Raw genomic sequence first — 16,263 nt, 5'->3', positions numbered from 1 at the left:
TTAAGCTGCGTCGTTTAATCTATTCATTAGACGACCTCACCATGCCTAAAACCTATTTCAAAGAAGAGCAACGCTTCCGTAACCCCGGGTTCATAGCCCTGCTCCTCCTGATGTCTGTCCTGGTACTCTACCGGATCGTCATCACCTTCTTCAACGGGATCACTACCTACGACGCGGCCATTACCGGGTGCATCGCCCTGCTGCTCGCTCTCGGCTGGTACGGGGTCTACAGTTCAAGGCTGCGCATCAAGATCAACAAGAAATACCTCAAGGTGCGGACCAAGGGCATCATCGGCAGCCGCGTGAAATTGTCCACCGCGGAGATGGCCGACTGTTCCTTCGTGGACGTCACCCCCTCGGCCCGGTGGTCCGGCGCGCTCATTGACCCCTCTTCCCGTTTTCGCTGCATCGACTTCGGTGGTCGCCGTGGCGTCTGCATCCGTATGCGCGACGGCCGGTCTTACTTCATCGGCTCCGACGATCTGTTTGCGCGGCGGCACGATATACCTCTTCCAACACACGCTCACGCCAATTAAAGGGCCGCAGGTCGTTCAGTCCGAGCACGGTGACGGCCGTGTCCATCTCTTCCTCGTATCCCCCCTCAAAGCAGAAGCCGCGGGCGGCGGCGCGCAGGTGCCGTGCCGGGATCAGTCCGATCAGCTCTGAACCGGTTACGCGTACCCCCATCCCCTCAGCCAGACTTACCGCGGTGAGGTACACACGGGCAAGGGCCGTATTATCCGGTTCCACCACGTTGCAGCTCACCTGGCACCGGCCATACTCCTCGATGTGCCAGCCGATGGCCTTCAGTCCAGGAAAGAGTCCGGGTCTCCCTTTCACTCCGCTGCCCCTAAGGCGACCGGCCAGTTGGCGGGCCTGGGCCAGGGTGGCTTCCGGTGCGAGATTGATGTTCCAGGCAATGAGAAAGGGGCGAGCTCCCATTATCGTGGCCCCGAGCCGGGGGTGGGGCACTGCCGGACCGAAGTCGGGCTGCCAGTCGGGAAGCTGAAGTTTCGCGGCCAAACCTTCATACTCCCCCCGCCGCACCTCGGCCAGGTTTGACCGCCCGGGAACCGAAGCACTGGAGGCATAAAGGAATACCGGCAGATCATAGCGCTCGGCAACCACTTGGGCGAGCACCCGCGTCCGCGCCCTGAGTTCCTCCATGTCCACGCCGGAAATCGGCACGAAGGGGCAGACGTCCACTGCCCCGCTGCGCGGATGACTCCCCCGGTGCTGCCGCATATCAATGCGCTCCGCGGCTACGCTGTAGACTTTCTCGGCTGCCGAAAAGACCGCCTCCGGTGTCCCGGCGAAAGTGAAAACGGTGCGGTGGGCTCCGGGGCCTACATCCCGGTGCAGCAGATGGCAACCCTCCACCGCGCTCACGGCCGCCACGATCGCGTCAAGGGTAGTGGCGTCGCGGCCTTCGCTGACGTTGACGACACATTCGACTAGGGGCGGTTGGTCCGGCATAGGAATTTCGGGGACTTGGGTGTTATATACCCCCCACAAAGAAAACCAATGTTGCGTTACTGCCTTCCCCTGCTGCTGATCGGTCTGCTCGCCTGCGGGCCGGACACCCCCGAGGAAGCCCCCAATGCCGCCGCGGCCGGTGACCCCGGCATCGAGCGCCTCACGGCGGCCATCGCCCGCCAGCCCGATGAGCCAGAACTCTACCGCCAGCGGGCCAGTATGTATTACGACCTGGAAAACTACGACGGGGCAATCAACGACCTGACCACCGCCCTGTCGCTCGACAGTACCAACGTGGATTACCACTACGAGCTGGCCGACGTTTACCTCGACTATTACCGCAGCCGACTGGCCCTGCGCACCTTGGAACGCGCCGTCCGCCTTGACCCCGAACGCCTCGAAACCCACCTTCGGCTGGCCGAAACCCAGTTAATCCTGAAGCAGTACGACGATGCCCTGGCCTCCCTCAACGAAGCCGTCCGACTTGATCCGCGCAATCCCGAGGCCTATTACCTGTTGGGGCAGGTTTTTGAAGAAACTGGCGACACCACCCGCGCCATCAACGCCGCCGAGGAGGCCACGCAGATCGACCCCGATATGACCGACGCCTACCTCCTGCTCGGAGACCTGCTGGCCGCCCAGGGCAATGCGCGGGCCGGGGAGTACTTCGACGCGGCAGTGGCCATCAACCCCCAAGACGTCATCGCCCTGCACGCGCGGGCTGACTACTACCGCGACCGCGGCGACCTGGACCGGGCTATAGCCGAATACCGGCGTGCCAGCATCATCGACCGGCAGTACGTGGCCGGTAATTTTAACGCGGGACTCCTGCTCATGGAGTTGGACAGCGTGGAACGCGCCTACGACGAATTCAACATCGTGATCAAGAACGATCCCATCCACATTCGCGCCTTCTTCTACCGCGGCTACGCCAGCGAGTTGCTGGGCAATACGGATGCCGCCCGCCGGGATTACGAGACGGCCCTGCGCATGGCCCCCGAATTTACCCTGGCCCGCGAGGGGCTGGACCGGCTGGACGGACAAATTCCGCAATAAGCTCCGCGGTAGGGTGACGGTCGTCGTACGTCCACCGGCCCGCGTCAAGGTGTCCCCCTCCCGGCAGGGTGATCAGGCGGGCGTCGGCTCCCGCTACCGACAGGCCGTCCACGAACGCACGGGAGTGGCCGAACGCCACCAGCCCGTCGTGCGTGCCGTGCAGGAGAAGCCATTGGGTGCCTACGGCGGTGGATAGATCGGCGAGCGGACTCAAAGTGCGGTGGCGGTGAAAGAGAAAGGAAGGGCGCAGCAGGCCCAGGTCAAGTGGCGCGGCGCACAGCAGCGCCTTGTCCGGTCCGGCATGCCACCCGGCCTTGGTCCACCAGTCGGGACGCAGCGCCAACAGGGCAGCCAGGTGCCCCCCCGCGCTGATGCCGCCTACCTGCGGGGTGGAGAGCGGCCGGCCGGTCTCGCGGGCCCATTGGGCGGTAAAGGCCACCGCGGCCCGGCAATCCGAGGCGATTTCGGGGAGCCAGTACCGGGGCGGCCGCCGGTAGCTGGGCAGCACCACGCGGAAGCCCGCCGCCAGCCAGGGGCGGGCGGCGGGAGAGAAGGCCTCAGGGGTGCCAAAGGTCCAGCCCCCACCGTGGAAGTAGAATGCCCAGGGTAGGGGATCGGTGGGCCTGGTGCCCGGTGGTTCGAGCAGCAGGAGGTATTGGCGGCGGTGGGGCCCGTAGGCGTGACGACTGACGGAGCAGTCCATGGCCTGGCGGCTGGCGGCGCTTTGCCGCCAGTAGTCCGGCAATCCGCTACCGTCGCTCAGGGCCCTGCATATCTGGTCCAGCATCAACTACCTTTACCATTGAGCTGTCTTTATTGTTTTAGTACCCAACCTCCCGACGCGTGAGAATACTCCCCACCCTGGCCGCCCTCCTTGCCCTGAGTTCCCTGTTCGCCCAGTCGCCACCGCGGCCCTCCTCCGGTGAACTCCACGCGGCCATCCAGAAGCTGGGCGTGGTCGGCTCCGCGCTCTACGTGGCCGCCCACCCCGACGACGAGAATACCCGCATGATCGCCTACCTGGCTAACGTGGACAAGGTGGAAACGGCTTACCTGAGCCTGACCCGCGGCGACGGCGGACAAAACCTCATCGCCCCGGACATCAGCGAACTCCTCGGCCTGACCCGCACGCAGGAACTCCTGGCCGCGCGCCGCATCGACGGGGGCAAGCAGTTCTTTACCCGGGCCAACGACTTCGGCTACTCCAAGCACCCCGATGAAACCTTTACGATCTGGGACAAGCAGCAGGTGCTGGCCGATGCCGTGTGGGTGATCCGGCAGTGGCGCCCCGACGTCGTAATCCTACGCTTCGACCCCCGCGCGCCCGGATCCACCCACGGTCACCATACGGCCTCGGCCCTCATCGGCCGCGAAGCCTTCGACCTGGCCGGTGACCCCACAGCCTTTCCCGAGCAACTGGAGTTTGTCGAGCCCTGGCAGCCGCGGCGACTGTACTGGAACGCCTACAGCTGGGGGGATTCCAAACTGCCCGACTACGTTGACAGCACCGACGTCATCACCGTCGACATCGGTACCTACCTGCCAAAACGGGGAGAAAGCGTGTCCGAGATTGCCGCCCGCAGCCGCAGTCAGCACAAAAGCCAGGGCTTCGGCAGCGCGGGTAGCCGCGATAACCAGCAGGAAAAACTCGAACTCCTCAAGGGGGAAGCCACCGGAACGGAGCACGACCCCTTCGCCGGAATCGATACTGGGTGGAGCCGCGTGCGCGGCGGACGGGCCGTAGCCGAGCAGATCGAAAGTATCGAGGCCGATTTTGACTTCGACCACCCTGCCGCCTCCGTACCGGCCCTCCTGGCGCTACGGTCGACGATCGCGCAGCTCGAGGACGGATACTGGAAAACGACCAAACTCGCCGAACTGGATGAGATCATCGTCGGATCGCTGGGCCTGTACCTGAGTCCGACGACGGAAAAAGCCTACGCGGCCGTCGGCGACAGTGTGACCGTGGCCGTGGAAGCTACCAACCGCAGCGATATTCCCGTAACCCTGCGCGGCCTGCGGCTGGCCGATCGCGATACCACCCCCGCCGCGAAACTGGCCAAGGCCGAGCCCTTCATCACCGATCTGACCTACATCGTCCCGGCCGGCGTGTCGAGCAGTCCGTACTGGCTGCAAGAGGACTGGAAGTTGGGCATGTACACCGTCACCGACCAACGGCAGCGGGGCAAGGCGGAGTCCGACGACGCCCTGGAGGTCACTTTCGACCTGGCCATCGGCAATGAAGTGATTTCCATCAAGCGGCCCGTGCGGCACCACTTTACCGATCCGGTTGATGGTGAGCAATTCCAGCCCTTCGAGTTACTGCCCCCCGTATTCGTCGAAGTGGGGGAGTCGAGCTACCTTTTTACCAGTGCCGAGCCGGCTCCGGTCACCGTCAAGGTCACCGCCGCCGCCGCTGAACTCAAGGGGGAACTGCAACTTCAGGTACCGCAGGGTTGGTCGGTGGAACCCGCCACCCAGTCGGTTCAGCTCGACCGCCGCGGGCAGGAAAGGTTCTACACCTTCCAGCTGACGCCGCCCGCCGGGCAATCGCAAGGCCGGATATCTCCCCGACTGCAACTCGTGGACCAGCCCGGGGAAGCGTATTCCCGGCGACTGGTTACCATCGATCACCCCCACATACCCACCCAGCGGGCCACGCTTGACGGCGGTGCGGCCGTTGCCCGCGTGGAACTCGCTACCGCCGGCCGCACCGTGGGTTACCTGCCCGGCGCCGGGGATGCCATCCCCGAAGCCCTGAACGCGATCGGCCTGGACGTAAGCATCATCGACGACGCCGAAGCCTCCGTAGGTGACCTGAGTCGCTACGACGCCATCGTGGTAGGGGTGCGGGCCTACAATACCCTCGACCGGATGCCGGTGTACCAGCCCCGTCTGCTCAACTACGTGAAGCAGGGCGGTACGCTCATCGTGCAGTACAATACCAACCGCCGCCTAAAGATCGACGAAAAGGACCTCGGGCCCTATCCCCTGCAACTGAGCCGTGACCGCGTCACGGTAGAGAACGCCCCCGTGCGCATCCTCGCTCCCGATCACCCGGCCCTGAACTTCCCGAACAAGATCACCGCCGCCGATTTTGACGGTTGGGTACAGGAGCGTGGTCTTTATTTCCCCGACGAATGGGCACCGGAATATACCCCCCTGCTGAGCAGCCACGATCCCGACGAGCCCGAACGGGAGGGCGGATTGCTGGTGGCCCAATACGGCTCCGGCCACTTCGTGTATACCGGCTACAGCTTCTTCCGGGAATTGCCCGCGGGCGTCCCCGGTGCCTACCGCCTTTTTGCTAACTTGGTTGCCCTCGGTCAAACGAAATAGACAATATGCAACTCGGTTTTGTTACCGCCATCCTCCCCGACTATACCCTCGAAGAAGTACTGCGCACCGCCGCCGACATCGGCTACGACTGCGTGGAAGCCATGTGCTGGCCCCCCGGAAAGGCCGAGCGCCGGTACGCGGGCGTCACGCACGTCGATGTGTCCCGATTGGACGAGGCGGGCATCGCTGAGATCAAGTCCCTGCAGGAGAAGTACGGCGTTTTCATCTCTTCCCTGGGGTACTACCCCAATCCCCTGGGCGGCGACACCGCCGGCCGGGAAGCGGCGGTAGCCCACCTTCACGACCTCATCGACGCCAGCGCCGCCCTGGGTATCGGTACGGTGACCACTTTCGTGGGCCGCGACAAGGACCGGACCATTGAGGCGCAATGGGGCGACTTTCTGTCCACCTGGCGCCCCCTTGTGGATCACGCGGCGGTAAAGGACGTTCGGATCGGCATTGAAAATTGCCCGATGCGCTTCACCGCCGACGAATGGCCCGGGGGAAATAACCTGGCGGTGAGTCCGGCCGTATGGGAGCGCATGTGGACTGACATCCCCAGCGCGCAGTGGGGCCTCAATTACGACCCCAGTCATCTGGTACTGATGCAGATGGATTACACGCGGCCGTTCCGCGATTATCCGGACCGGATGATACACGTTCACGCCAAGGACCTGCGGATCGACCGCGAGCAACTCGATCGCCACGGCGTATTCTCGCATCCGGGGCAGTGGCATACGCCGAAGTTGCCCGGACTGGGGGATGTCGACTGGGGCCGCTTCTTCGGTCACCTGACGGACGCTGGCTACGACGGGCCCGTCTGCGTGGAAGTTGAAGACCGGGCTTATGAAGGCAGCGAAGAACTGCGCCTCCGCTCATTGAGGCAGAGCCACGATTACCTCCGACAGTTCATTGTCTAGCCCCTAACCGGGGAATGGTCACCTGCGGCTTACCTTCGCCGCCCCTAAACCTACCCCCATGGCACGCCATAGAAAGAACCGTTTCCCCGCCCGCATCGATCAGGTGACGATCACCGGCCTGGCCGACAAGGGGTTTTGCGTGGGCAAGACTGAGGAAGGTATGACTGTATTCGTGGAGGATGTGGCCCCGGGCGACGTTGTCGACGTACGCCCTTTCCGCAAGAAAAAGAAGGTGCTTTTCGCCGCACCCCTGCATTTTCACAAGCGATCGGACGAGCGGGTAGAGCCCTTCTGCCAGCACTTCGGCGTGTGCGGAGGCTGCAAATGGCAGCACTTCGCCTATTCCGGCCAATTGCGGGAGAAAGAACGCATGGTCCACGATGCCTTCCGCCGCCTCGGCAAGGTGGAGGTAAAGGAATGGCAACCGATCCTCGGCAGCGAAGACATCCGCTTCTACCGCAACAAGCTGGAATTCGGCTGCGCCAACCGCCGTTGGCTTACCACTGAGGAGATCGGGACCGACATCAACAACGAGGAACCCGTGATCGGTTTCCACAAAGCCGGTGCCTACGACAAACTAATCCAGATCGAGGAGTGCCACTTGCAGCACGGACCCAGCAACGAACTGCGCAACGGCCTGCGGGCCCTGGCCACGGAATTGGGGATTCCCTTCTTCGATATGCGGGAACGGCACGGACTCCTGCGGCAGATGATGGTACGCACCACCACCACAGAGGAATGCATGGTCGTGATCGCCTTTTTCGAAGACGATCAGCCCGCCATACAGGGGTTCCTGGAAGCGGCACTAGAACGCTACGGGCAGCACATCAGCAGCCTTTTTTACTGCATTAACCCCAAGATCAATGAATACCTCATGGACCTGGAAATGGTCCATTACGCCGGACTGGAATACATCACCGAACGGCTCGACCACGTTTCTTTCCGTATTGGGCCCAAGTCGTTCTTCCAGACCAACACGCGGCAGGCCGAACGCCTTTACGCCATCGCCCGCGATTTCGCCGGATTGACCGGCACGGAGAACGTGTACGACCTGTATACCGGACTGGGTTCCATTGCTCTCTACGTTGCCGACCGGTGCCGGAAAGTAGTGGGGATAGAAGAGATCAGCGCGGCCATCGACGACGCCCGCGAAAACGCCCGCCTGAATAGTGTCGGGAACGCGACCTTCTATGCCGGGCAGGTGCAGGACATCCTGACCGACGCCTTCGCCGCGGAACACGGGCGGCCCGACGTACTGATTACCGACCCGCCCCGCGCCGGCATGCACCCCAAAGTGCTGAATATGCTATTGGAACTACAGGTTCCGCGGATCGTGTACGTCAGCTGCAACCCCGCTACCCAGGCCCGCGACCTCTCCCTACTCGACGAACGCTACGAGATCCTCAAGGCCCGACCGGTGGATATGTTTCCGCACACCAGTCACGTGGAGAACGTCGTTCTGTTGGCGTTGCGTAACTTGTAAATCGAATAAGGGCTAGATCCAGCTATCGCTGGGCGCATCAGGATACATTAAAATGCAATCGGAAACCCTCAGGCCGATCGTTGATACCTTACTGGAGAATGGTGTCGACGTCGAGTCTGCAGAACGGCTCGTGAGCTACGTAGGCCACCGGACCTATCAGGCAAAAGCGCACATTTTCGGAGAGGGCGACCCGCTTCCCCCTACCCTGTTCTTGCTGTCCGGTTACGTCAGACTTTACGTTACCGACGATGAGGGCAACATCTGCACGCAACTGGTGGCCGGCCCCGGGGAATTCGTGGCTTGCGTGTACGCCACGCTCTACGACCAGTTGGCGCATTTCACTTGTGAGTGTATTTCGGACTGCCACGTGGCCGTCATCGATCATCACGTGATGCGTGAAATCAAACAACAAGACCGAAGCAGGTCGATGATGCAGGCGATTTTCATCGATCGGCTCACCGATATGATGCAGGAAAAATCCCAGATGCTTCCACTCAAAGCTACGGAACGGTATCTCTTTTTTAGGGAACGGTACCCTGAGCTCATCGAGCGGATTCCCTCCGGCATCGTAGCCAATTACATCGGCGTGCGGCCCCAATCCCTTAGCCGAATCAAACAAGGACTGAAATAATTACACTATTTATTGGAATTTTTAACCGATGTGAACTCACTATCGGATAATTTGACCGTTCTTTGTGTAAGATTTTATAGGCTACATTTTGACACTTTGAACAAATCTCGGTTTTGAACTTGTACGCCCGTCTCCACTTGGAGGCGGGCGTATTTTTTTTAGTCGAAGTTGACGTAGCCCGTTTCTCCCGCCGCGGTAGCCACCCGGTGGTACCGGCCCGTAGTGGCCAGATCCCGAATCCTCTCGCCGCCCAATAATTGCCGGATCACGGTCCCTTCCCGCTCCGGGGTTACGCGCAGATAATGCCGTCCCCGCTCCGGAACCTGGATGACCGTTCCGGGCTGTGCGGCGGGCGCCTCGGGGGCTCCATCGGCGGCCCGGAGATAGGGCAGGGGATCACGCGCGCCGTTGGCGTAGATGCCGAAGTGCAGGTGGGGCGGGGTCGTGCGGGCATTGCCGGTGTTGCCCACCCAGCCGATGGTGTCGCCGCGCGCCACCGCCTGTCCGCGGTAGACAAACTGGCTATCGAGGTGCGCATAGTAATAGTTCAGCCGGCGCTCCCGGTCGCGTAACCAGACCGTTTTGCCCCCTAGTCCTCCATTTTGCACCCGCGCTACGCGCCCGTCAGCAACCGCCAGCAGAGGCGTACCGCGCGGGGCAAAGATGTCGTTCCCCTCATGCCGGCGCCGCCCCCCGTCGCGCCGGTCGCCCCAGAAACTGCCGATGCTACCCGCGTTGCGGCCTGCCACGGGAAAGAGCAGGGCGGGTTCGCTCACCAGCGTCAGGGTATACGGTCCGGCAGGGTAGGGGCGGGACTGTACGATCAGCAGCAGGTCGGCGGGGCCGGGGCCGTGACCTTCGTACGAAAGGTAAGCGCTCAGGGTATCCCAGTAGGCCACGCGTTCGCGCTCGCCGTCGGGCGTCACTTCGAAGAGTTCACCGAAGGGCGGGGTGCCCTCGGCTTGTACCGTCAATCTTCTTCCGGGCGGGAGCCGCAGGTTCAGTGAATGGGCGGAAAAGCGCATGGCCGTATCGGCACCAAAGACCTCCTGATGCGGCAAGTCAACGCGGAGGGTATCGTCCAGGGCTCGCTGGTAGGCGGAGTCCCACCTGGCCAGGGTAATCTTATCGAAGGGGCGGCTCCAGCGGTAGGTGTCGCGCGGGGTGGCCTCCCCGAAGGTGCGATCGGCCCAATACTTCAGTCGTTGCCCCAGTTCCGAGCAGCCCCCGCTGACGTAGAGGAGCAGGACGGACAAGGGCAGCAAGAGGCGCCAGAGGGAACGCGTATGGTGTTGGCGGGCGGACATGCGTACCGGAAAAACAGCATCCGCGAGGGAATAGATCGGGCCACTCCGTTAGCCGGGGGACACGGTGGAATTTTTCCCTTACCTTTAATGGATTACAACAATAGAATCATGGCAACTTTCAACCTTACCGTAAATGGTCAGCCCCGCAGCGTGGAAGCTGAACCGGAAATGCCGCTGCTCTGGGTCCTGCGGGACGAGCTCGGTCTGGTGGGCACCAAATACGGCTGCGGCATCGGTGCCTGCGGTGCCTGTACCGTACACCTGGACGGTGCCGCCATCCGCTCCTGCTCCCTGCCGGTGAGCCAGGTCGGAGAGCAACCCGTCACGACCATTGAAGGACTGAGCGCCGACGGCGACCACCCCGTGCAACTGGCCTGGCTGGAACACGACGTGCCCCAGTGCGGCTATTGTCAGGCCGGTCAGATCATGAGCGCCGCGGCCCTGCTCGACGGCATCCCCAATCCCGACGAGGCCGAGATCAGCGCCGGCATGAGCGGCAATATTTGTCGCTGCGGAACCTACACCCGTATTCACGCCGCCGTCAAATCCGCGGCAGAAAAACTAAGCTAAGATGTCACATAATCAACCCTCCCGCCGCTCCTTCCTCAAAGTGACGGCCGCCACCGGCGGCGGTTTGCTGCTCGGCTTCAGCTGGCTGACGTCCTGTGAGAGTGAAAAGGCCGAAAAAGCCCGCCCCGAACTCGTCATGCCCGAAAAATGGGTGGCCGTCAATGCCTTTCTGAAGATCGGCGACAACGGCGTAGTGACCATCATGTCGCCGAACCCCGAAATCGGACAGAACGTGAAGACCGCCATGCCCATGCTGGTGGCCGAAGAGCTGGACGTAGACTGGAAAAACGTAATCGTGGAACAGGCCGGGCTGGACACCGACAACTACGAACGGCAGCTGGCCGGCGGCAGCCAGTCGATCCGCCACGGCTGGGAACCCCTCCGCAAGGCCGGAGCCACGGCCCGCTATATGCTGCTGCAAGCCGCCGCCCAGCAACTGGACGTCGACGCCGGTAGCCTGCGTACCGAGAATGGCATGATCTTCCACGATGGCAGTGACCGGAAGCTTGGTTACGGTGAAGTGGCCAGTCTGGCCGCCACCCTTCCGCTGCCGGAAGAGGTCACCTTGAAGGATCCGGCCGATTTCAAGATTATCGGTCACGCCACCAAGAACGTGGATGCCCGTAAGATTACCACGGGGCAGCCGCTCTTCGGACTCGACCTGCAAAGGGAAGGGATGAAGTACGCCGCTATCGTTCACCCCCCGGCTTTCGGCCTCAAACTGAAGTCGGTCGATGACAGCGCTGTACGCGGGCTGCCCGGAATCCACGACGTGGTCACCATCGACGCCGCGCCCGAAGGCGTGGAGATGCAGTGGAGCGACGTGAACGCCTTCCCCCAACTCGTGGCCGTCATCGGCGACAATACCTGGCGGGTACTGCAGGCGAAGAAAAAACTGAAGATCGAATGGGAGCAGACCAGCCCCCTGGAATCGACCGCCGACCAGCTGGAAAACCTGCGGCTCACCCTCCAGGAGGGTAAGGCGGAAGAAGCCCGCCGCGACGGCAATCCGGAAGCGGCCTTCGCACGCGCGGCCACGATCATCGACCGCACCTATTCGGCCCCCTTCCTGCCGCACAATACGATGGAACCGATGAACTTCTTCGCCGACGTCTGGGAGGACCGGGCGGAACTGGTGGGGCCGATCCAGACCCCTGAGTTCCTGCGCAAGACCGTCAGTGCCCTGCTTGATATGCCGGAGGCCAACATCGACATCATGATGACCCGCATGGGCGGTGGCTTTGGCCGCCGGCTCTACGGCAACTTCGGAGTCGAGGCAGCCCTCATCAGCAAGGCCGCCGGCGTACCCGTTAAACTGGTCTACAGCCGCGAAGACGATATGACACAGGGCACCTACCGCCCCGAGTATCTGGTCCGCTACCGGGCCGGTCTCGACGAGGAAGGCCGCTTGATCGCTTTCCACGTACGGGGAACCGGAGCCGGGGAAAGCCCCGTATTTGCCAACCGCTACCCGGCGGGCACGGTAGAAAACTACCTGGCCGAGAATATCTCCACCGAATCCAACGTCTCTACCGGTGCGTGGCGGGCGCCGCGTTCCAACTTCATCGCCGGAGCCGAGCAGGCTTTCCTGGATGAGGTGGCCGAAGCCGCGGGCAAGGACCCCATTGAGTTCCGCCTGGAGCTGTTCGACCGCGCCATTAAGGATCCGGTCGGTGAGGAAAACGATTACGACCCCGAGCGTTACGCCGGCGTGCTGAAGCTGGTCCGCGACAAATCCGGATGGAAAACGGGCGAAGACCAGCGAGGGGTTGCCGCCTACTACTGCCACAACTCCTACGTAGCCCAGGTACTGGAAGCCCGGCTCGATGCCGGTGAGCCCCGCGTGAACGAGGTACACTGCGCCGTCGACTGCGGCATTGTGGTCAACCCCGAAGGGGCCCACAACCAGATCGAAGGTGGCATCATCGATGGGGTAGGCCATGCCCTTTTCGGTGCCGTCACCTTCACCGACGGTAAGCCCGACCAACAGAACTTCGATACTTACCGCCTCATCCGCCACATCGAGGCGCCCCGTGCCATCCATACCCACTTCGTGGAGAACAACATCGACCCTACGGGGCTCGGTGAGCCCTCCCTGCCACCCGTGATCGGCGCGCTGGCCAATGCGATCTACCGCGTGACGGGCGAGCGCGTCTACGACCAGCCCTTCGTGCAGCGTCGCGAACTTCGTGGCTAGGACGGATTGATCGATCCGCCCCGGCGGCGGACAAAAACAAAGCCCGGTGGTGCAGCTGCACCACCGGGCTTTTACGTTGGGGGCTTTAGTAGCCGCCTACAGTTTGACCAGTTTCGTACTGACCGAGTAGCCATCCTGGTCGCGGACGTTGATCAGGTATACGCCGGCGCTCAGGTCGGATATGTCCAGATCGGTGCTGCCACTGTCGTTCACCGAAAGCTGGCGGAGGACCCGGCCAGTCAGGTCGCGCAGTTCCAGTTGTACTTCCTGCATGACCGACTCAACGATGCGGGGAGCGGCGGTGAGTTGGGTGGTGGGGTTGAGGTTCCAGGTCACGGTAACGGCGCTCCGGTCGCTGGGGTTGGGATAAACGCCCAGTTCCTGCGTGGAGGTGATGGTAGTGCGACGACCGGAAACGGAGGTTTCGGCAAAGGTCGATACTGCGCCGTTGGCGCAATTCGAGCGGACTTTCCAGCTGTAGCTGCTGCCCTTGTTGATGCTCACGGTAGCCGAGGTGCCACTGATGGTACCGGAGGCGTAGAGGGAGGTTCCTTCGTAAACTTCCACGTAGTAGCTGAGGGCTCCGTTGGCGGCCGACCACGACATGGTCAGTTCGCGTCCACCTTTACCGGTGTTGCTCGTCAGTCCGGTGGGTGGTACACATTCACCGGGAGGAGGAGCACAGCTAGCGAAGGAAGCACAGTCGGGGTCGGCACAATCGGTAAGGCCGTCGCCGTCGTCGTCGATTCCGTTGTCGCAGATTTCCTGGGGCGTGGGCGGCGGGGGGGTGCCGTCGCAGGCAGCGGTGATCAGTTCGGGGCGGGAAGCGTTAACGGCGGCCCACATACGGTCTTTCTGACCGATGGTGAACAGATTCATGCATCCGTCGTCGGAGTAGTCCATATAGTTCTGGAACATATCGGGCAGGTCCTCACCTCCTTTCTTGCCACGGGGTACGCAACTGTTGGGGCCGGGGTAGGTACAGGCTCCCCCGGTGTAGTTGGGGCCGCCCGCAGTGGGGGTATCGTTTACGAAGTCGTCGACGCTGCAGCCACCGTCGCCCCAGATGTGGCGCAGGTTGAGCCAGTGGCCCACCTCATGGGTAGCCGTGCGGCCCAGGTTGAAGGGTGCCGTTGCGGTACCGGTGGTACCTACGTAGCGGTAATCGAGTACAACACCGTCGGTCGATTCAGCGCCGCCGGGAAACTGGGCGTAGCCGAGAATGCCGCCACCGATCTCGCAGATCCAAATGTTGAGCGCCTGCCGGGGGGTAACGGCGTCGGAGCCACCGGTAGCGGATGACTTGACGGCGTCGTTGGTGCCGAAACTGGCGCGGGTGGTGGACTTCCGAATGACGGAGGTCAAACAGAATTCGATCTCCGAATCCGCCGCCACGTTCGCGAAATCGGCGGGTGTGTTGCTGCGGTCAGCGTTGAGGCGCCGGAAATCCTCGTTCAGCACGGTGATCTGGCTGGCGATCTGGGCGTCGGAGATGTTCTCGGTGCTGTTCTCGTACACTACGTGAACGATGACCGGAATGGTGAGGATGCCACCGGCCATTGCTTTCGCGAGGCCGGGGTCGAAGGTCTCAGTGAAGCGCTCCAGCTGCTGCAGTTGCAACTCACGGGCGGGATCCTGACGAATTTGCTCCTCCAGGTACGCCATCGATCCGCAGTTTCGCTGGGCGGATACCAGGCCGGAAAGGGCAAATAAAAGGAAAAAGAGTAAAAGTCTACATTCCATAAGAGCGCAATTAGGTTTGTGAAAAATCATCGCAACGGTTCACAAAGTAAGCCTTCGACAGTTGAATTCTCTTTACTAATCCTAATTTTGTTCTTTTACGTCTGTACGGCTTCGAATTTAACGGTGGTTCTGCAGATAAAAAGCAGAATCGTCCAGATTATGTACGTACGAAGCACATTTCAACCCTGAAACCCATGATCACCAACCACCACGCCCATACCCGCTTCAGCGACGGTATCGGCGAACCCTATGAATACGTAAAGCAAGCCTTGCAACAGGGGGTAAGTGCCTATGCCTTTAGCGATCACGCGCCGATCCCGCTTGACGGCATAGGGTCGATGCCGGTAAGCATACTGGAAGAGTACAGTAGCACGATCGCCGGGCTGCAGGAGGAGTTTTCGGGCCGCATTCAACTGTACAAAAGTCTGGAAGTCGATTACTTGCCCGGCCTGATGAGCGTCGAAAGTCCGCACATCGTAGCGGCGGAACTTGATTTTACCGTCGGTGCCGTCCACTACGTCGATCGCCTGCCCGACGGTACGCCGTGGAGTTTCCAGCGTCCGGAACCCGTTTTCGGCGAAGGTATCCGTACGATCTTCGGAAACGACGCCCGCAAAATGGTGGAGCGATACTACGGCCTGGTGCGAGAGATGGTCACCATGCATCCGCCGCACATCGTGGCCCACCTTGACCGCATCAAGAAGCGTAACGTGCGCCAGACCTACTGGGACGAAGGGGCCGATTGGTACATACGCGCGGTCGAAGAAACTCTGGAAGCCATTCAGGGGGCCGGCTGCATCCTGGAAGTAAATACGCGCGGACTTTACCTGGGAGAGTGGGAAGATACCTACCCCAGCGCGTGGATCGTAGAGCGCGCGCACCGCAGGGGCATCCGACTACAGGTAAATTCAGACGCCCACCGCTCTGAGCACATTACCGGAGGCTTCGCGCGTGCTTACCGGATCCTGCAGGACGCCGGTGCGGAAGCAGTGTGGATCTACAATGGCGAGAACTTTACCGCTATACCGCTTCCTGGGTGGGACTAGGGGGATTTACGATTGGCAAATTACCATTTGGAATTTTCAATTTGCCGGCGTTGGAGGCGAGTAGATTTACAATTGGCAAATTACCATTTACAAAGTACCATTTGCCGTCGTCGGAGGCGGGTAGATTTACGATTGACAATTTCAGATTTACAATATGTGGTAATAGGAGGCAGCGTCAGGTGACGGCCAAATGGTAAGAGCATGTCTAAAATTATGATTTTCCAGATATGATTTAGCAAAAGGCTGCCAGTCGTGTTTTGTAAGTCGCCAAACTATACGAAACATGACCCAGCAGTTCGCTCGGTTGACTGACAGCCAGTGGGACGAAGTTAAAGCATTGCTGCCCATTGGGCGCAGGCGCAAACACCATCTGCGTGACGTCTTCGACGCCATTCTCTGGCTGACCCGCACGGGCTGCCAGTGGCGCAATCTCGACTCTCAGTTTCCACCCTGGAAGATCGTCCATTACTACTTCAATAAATGGTCGCGGGATGG

At 61.4% G+C, this 16,263-nt stretch carries 14 protein-coding genes; 10 read left to right on the top strand and 4 right to left on the bottom strand.

The window, feature by feature from the left end:
- Positions 1-41: 41 nt before the first annotated feature.
- Positions 42-536, top strand: coding sequence for a hypothetical protein (locus E4021_RS17085; protein ID WP_136460602.1), 495 nt, complete (start codon positions 42-44; stop codon positions 534-536).
- Here the strand turns inward: E4021_RS17085 and ftcD are convergent.
- Complete coding sequence (ftcD, locus tag E4021_RS17080) at positions 466-1,476, bottom strand: glutamate formimidoyltransferase (protein ID WP_136460601.1); 1,011 nt, start codon at positions 1,474-1,476, stop codon at positions 466-468. The two genes, E4021_RS17085 and ftcD, sit on opposite strands and share 71 nt — an antisense overlap.
- Before the next feature lie 48 nt (positions 1,477-1,524).
- On the opposite strand from ftcD, the gene E4021_RS17075 reads away from it, so the two are divergent.
- Positions 1,525-2,532 carry a tetratricopeptide repeat protein gene (locus tag E4021_RS17075; RefSeq protein ID WP_136460600.1) on the top strand — a complete coding sequence of 336 codons (1,008 nt, stop codon included), beginning with the start codon at positions 1,525-1,527 and terminating at the stop codon, positions 2,530-2,532.
- On the opposite strand, the gene E4021_RS17070 is transcribed toward E4021_RS17075, so the two are convergent.
- Positions 2,480-3,319 carry an alpha/beta hydrolase gene (locus E4021_RS17070; protein ID WP_136460599.1) on the bottom strand — a complete coding sequence of 280 codons (840 nt, stop codon included), beginning with the start codon at positions 3,317-3,319 and terminating at the stop codon, positions 2,480-2,482. The genes E4021_RS17075 and E4021_RS17070 overlap by 53 nt on opposite strands.
- A gap of 56 nt (positions 3,320-3,375) precedes the next feature.
- Between E4021_RS17070 and E4021_RS17065 the strand changes: the two genes are divergently transcribed.
- The 4 genes from E4021_RS17065 to E4021_RS17050 are packed head-to-tail and all read left to right on the top strand — an operon-like array spanning position 3,376 to position 8,905.
- Positions 3,376-5,871, top strand: coding sequence for a PIG-L family deacetylase (locus E4021_RS17065; RefSeq protein ID WP_136460598.1), 2,496 nt, complete (start codon positions 3,376-3,378; stop codon positions 5,869-5,871).
- Positions 5,872-5,876: 5 nt separating this feature from the next.
- On the top strand, positions 5,877-6,791 hold the full coding sequence (locus E4021_RS17060; protein ID WP_136460597.1) for a sugar phosphate isomerase/epimerase family protein: 915 nt from the start codon (positions 5,877-5,879) through the stop codon (positions 6,789-6,791).
- A 58-nt stretch (positions 6,792-6,849) separates the two neighbouring features.
- Complete coding sequence (gene rlmD, locus E4021_RS17055; protein WP_136460596.1) at positions 6,850-8,274, top strand: 23S rRNA (uracil(1939)-C(5))-methyltransferase RlmD; 1,425 nt, start codon at positions 6,850-6,852, stop codon at positions 8,272-8,274.
- A 52-nt stretch (positions 8,275-8,326) separates the two neighbouring features.
- Complete coding sequence (locus tag E4021_RS17050; protein WP_136460595.1) at positions 8,327-8,905, top strand: Crp/Fnr family transcriptional regulator; 579 nt, start codon at positions 8,327-8,329, stop codon at positions 8,903-8,905.
- A 158-nt stretch (positions 8,906-9,063) separates the two neighbouring features.
- Here E4021_RS17050 and E4021_RS17045 read toward each other — a convergent pair whose 3' ends face one another.
- The gene (locus E4021_RS17045) at positions 9,064-10,212 is read right to left on the bottom strand and encodes a M23 family metallopeptidase (protein WP_136460594.1); all 1,149 of its coding nucleotides are present in this window, start codon (positions 10,210-10,212) and stop codon (positions 9,064-9,066) included.
- A gap of 108 nt (positions 10,213-10,320) precedes the next feature.
- Here E4021_RS17045 and E4021_RS17040 point away from each other — a divergent pair, with 108 nt between their 5' ends.
- Both E4021_RS17040 and E4021_RS17035 read left to right on the top strand, forming a co-directional pair.
- A complete protein-coding gene (locus E4021_RS17040) occupies positions 10,321-10,782 on the top strand; it encodes a (2Fe-2S)-binding protein (protein WP_136460593.1) in 462 nt (153 codons plus the stop codon).
- Between the two features lies 1 nt (position 10,783).
- Positions 10,784-12,979, top strand: coding sequence for a xanthine dehydrogenase family protein molybdopterin-binding subunit (locus tag E4021_RS17035; protein WP_136460592.1), 2,196 nt, complete (start codon positions 10,784-10,786; stop codon positions 12,977-12,979).
- 96 nt (positions 12,980-13,075) lie between these two features.
- Here the strand turns inward: E4021_RS17035 and E4021_RS17030 are convergent, their stop codons facing one another.
- Positions 13,076-14,722 carry a M43 family zinc metalloprotease gene (locus E4021_RS17030; RefSeq protein ID WP_136460591.1) on the bottom strand — a complete coding sequence of 549 codons (1,647 nt, stop codon included), beginning with the start codon at positions 14,720-14,722 and terminating at the stop codon, positions 13,076-13,078.
- A gap of 194 nt (positions 14,723-14,916) precedes the next feature.
- Here E4021_RS17030 and E4021_RS17025 point away from each other — a divergent pair, with 194 nt between their 5' ends.
- Both E4021_RS17025 and E4021_RS17020 read left to right on the top strand, forming a co-directional pair.
- Positions 14,917-15,768: a histidinol-phosphatase gene (locus E4021_RS17025; protein ID WP_136460590.1), complete on the top strand. Its 852-nt coding sequence runs from the start codon at positions 14,917-14,919 to the stop codon at positions 15,766-15,768.
- Between the two features lie 283 nt (positions 15,769-16,051).
- Positions 16,052-16,263, top strand: a 212-nt coding sequence (locus tag E4021_RS17020; protein WP_136460589.1) for a transposase, incomplete at its 3' end; no start/stop codon positions are given.

The sequence above is a fragment of the Neolewinella litorea genome, assembly GCF_004803465.1.
GTDB lineage: Bacteria > Bacteroidota > Bacteroidia > Chitinophagales > Saprospiraceae > Neolewinella > Neolewinella litorea.
Note: the sequence above shows the minus strand (reverse complement) of the source record. Positions and strands in the feature narration are given on the sequence as shown.

Excerpts from the sequence above, each read along its gene's own strand:
- E4021_RS17085 (WP_136460602.1), top strand. The coding sequence starts at position 42 with ATGCCTAAAACCTATTTCAAAGAAGAGCAACGCTTCCGTAACCCCGGG.
- ftcD (WP_136460601.1), bottom strand. The coding sequence starts at position 1,476 with ATGCCGGACCAACCGCCCCTAGTCGAATGTGTCGTCAACGTCAGCGAA.
- E4021_RS17075 (WP_136460600.1), top strand. The coding sequence starts at position 1,525 with ATGTTGCGTTACTGCCTTCCCCTGCTGCTGATCGGTCTGCTCGCCTGC.
- E4021_RS17070 (WP_136460599.1), bottom strand. The coding sequence starts at position 3,319 with ATGCTGGACCAGATATGCAGGGCCCTGAGCGACGGTAGCGGATTGCCG.
- E4021_RS17060 (WP_136460597.1), top strand. The coding sequence starts at position 5,877 with ATGCAACTCGGTTTTGTTACCGCCATCCTCCCCGACTATACCCTCGAA.
- rlmD (WP_136460596.1), top strand. The coding sequence starts at position 6,850 with ATGGCACGCCATAGAAAGAACCGTTTCCCCGCCCGCATCGATCAGGTG.
- E4021_RS17050 (WP_136460595.1), top strand. The coding sequence starts at position 8,327 with ATGCAATCGGAAACCCTCAGGCCGATCGTTGATACCTTACTGGAGAAT.
- E4021_RS17045 (WP_136460594.1), bottom strand. The coding sequence starts at position 10,212 with ATGTCCGCCCGCCAACACCATACGCGTTCCCTCTGGCGCCTCTTGCTG.
- E4021_RS17040 (WP_136460593.1), top strand. The coding sequence starts at position 10,321 with ATGGCAACTTTCAACCTTACCGTAAATGGTCAGCCCCGCAGCGTGGAA.
- E4021_RS17035 (WP_136460592.1), top strand. The coding sequence starts at position 10,784 with ATGTCACATAATCAACCCTCCCGCCGCTCCTTCCTCAAAGTGACGGCC.
- E4021_RS17030 (WP_136460591.1), bottom strand. The coding sequence starts at position 14,722 with ATGGAATGTAGACTTTTACTCTTTTTCCTTTTATTTGCCCTTTCCGGC.
- E4021_RS17025 (WP_136460590.1), top strand. The coding sequence starts at position 14,917 with ATGATCACCAACCACCACGCCCATACCCGCTTCAGCGACGGTATCGGC.